Here is a 1,356-nt window from a genome sequence, read left to right as displayed (position 1 = left end):
GGTCGTCGGCGGCGGCGACCACGAGCGTGGGGGCGCGTACCGACGCGAGGGCGGGACGCAGATCCATGGCGGCGATCGCCTCGCAGCAGGCGGCGTACCCGGCGGGCGGGGTGAGGGCCAGCATGTCCTGGTAGTCGGCGACGGTGTCGGGGTGCGCGGCGGCGAACGCGGGGGTGAACCAGCGGGACACGATCGCGTCGGTGACCGTGTGCAGCAGACCGGCGCGGACGGTCGCGGCGCGGGACCGCCATCCGTCGGCCGGGCCGAGCGCCGCCGAGGTGCAGAGCAGGGCCAGGCGGTCGATGCGCTCGGGCGCGTACGCGGCCAGCCACATGCCGACCATGCCGCCGAGGGAGAGCCCCGCGTAGTGGACCCGCTCGACGTCCAGGTCGTCGAGCAGCCCGAGCACCTTCCGGCCCAGCAGGTCGATCGTGTACGGCCCGGGGGGCGCGGGTGAGGCGCCGTGACCGAGATGGTCGTACCGGAGCACCCGGAACCGGGTGGCGAGCGCCGCCACCTGCGGCTGCCACATGGCGCCGGTGGTCCCCAGCGAGCTGCCCAGCACCAGCACCGGCGCGTCCGGCGGACCGTCCACGGTGGCGTGCAGCACGTCGGTCACGAGCCGGACCTTCCGTATGCGAGCGCCCGGTCGACCAGGTGGCCGGCGGACCCGAGCCAGGCGCGCGGGTCCAGGGCGGCGTCGAGGTCGGCCTCGGACAGGTGGGCCCGCACCTGTGCGTCGGCGAGCAGGGCGTCCCGAAAATGTGGGCCGGTGGTGGCCCGGCGGACCAGGTCGTGGGCGGCGGCGCGGCCCAGCGCCGGGGCGAGTCGGGCAGCGACGGCCTCGGCCATCGGCAGGCCGCCGGTGGCGTCCAGGTTGGCCCGCATCCGTTGCGGGTCCACCCGAAGGTGGGTCAGCATCCGGGCGGTCCGGGCGGCGGCCCCGCCGGCAAGGTGCACCAGGTCCAGCAGCGGCTCCCACTCGGCGTGCCAGCCACCGGCGGCGCGCTCGTGTTCCTGCCCGGCAGCGGCGAACAGGGTGCCGACCAGCCCGGGACCCCGTCGGGCGGCGGCGCCGACCAGGATCGAGTCGACCGGGTTGCGCTTGTGCGGCATCGCCGAGGAGCCGCCGCGTCCCGCACCGCCCTCGGACACCTCACCGACCTCGGTCTGGGCGAGCAGACCGACGTCGAGCGCGACCTTGCCGGCGGCGGCGAGCAGCCCACCGAGCGCGGCGGCCAGGTCGAGGACGGGTTGCCGGCGGGTGTGCCAGGGCAGCGGAGCCGCCGCCAGGCCCAGCCGGGCGGCGAAGCGCTCGACCACCGCCGGGCCGGCCGGACCGTACCCGGCGAGCGT

Annotated in this window: 2 protein-coding genes; both read right to left on the bottom strand. The window is 77.0% G+C overall.

The window, feature by feature from the left end; genetic code table 11:
* Nucleotides 1-619, bottom strand: a 619-nt coding sequence (locus tag EYA84_RS31860; RefSeq protein ID WP_236146080.1) for an alpha/beta fold hydrolase, incomplete at its 3' end; no start/stop codon positions are given.
* A partial coding sequence (locus EYA84_RS31855; RefSeq protein ID WP_255446684.1) for a lyase family protein occupies nucleotides 616-1,356 on the bottom strand: 741 nt, incomplete at its 5' end. The genes EYA84_RS31855 and EYA84_RS31860, both read right to left, overlap by 4 nt.

The organism is Verrucosispora sp. SN26_14.1 (genome assembly GCF_004307965.1).
In the GTDB taxonomy this organism is placed as follows: Bacteria; Actinomycetota; Actinomycetes; order Mycobacteriales; family Micromonosporaceae; genus Micromonospora.
The sequence above is the reverse complement of the archived record's forward strand: the minus strand, read 5'-3'. Positions and strand labels throughout refer to the sequence as shown.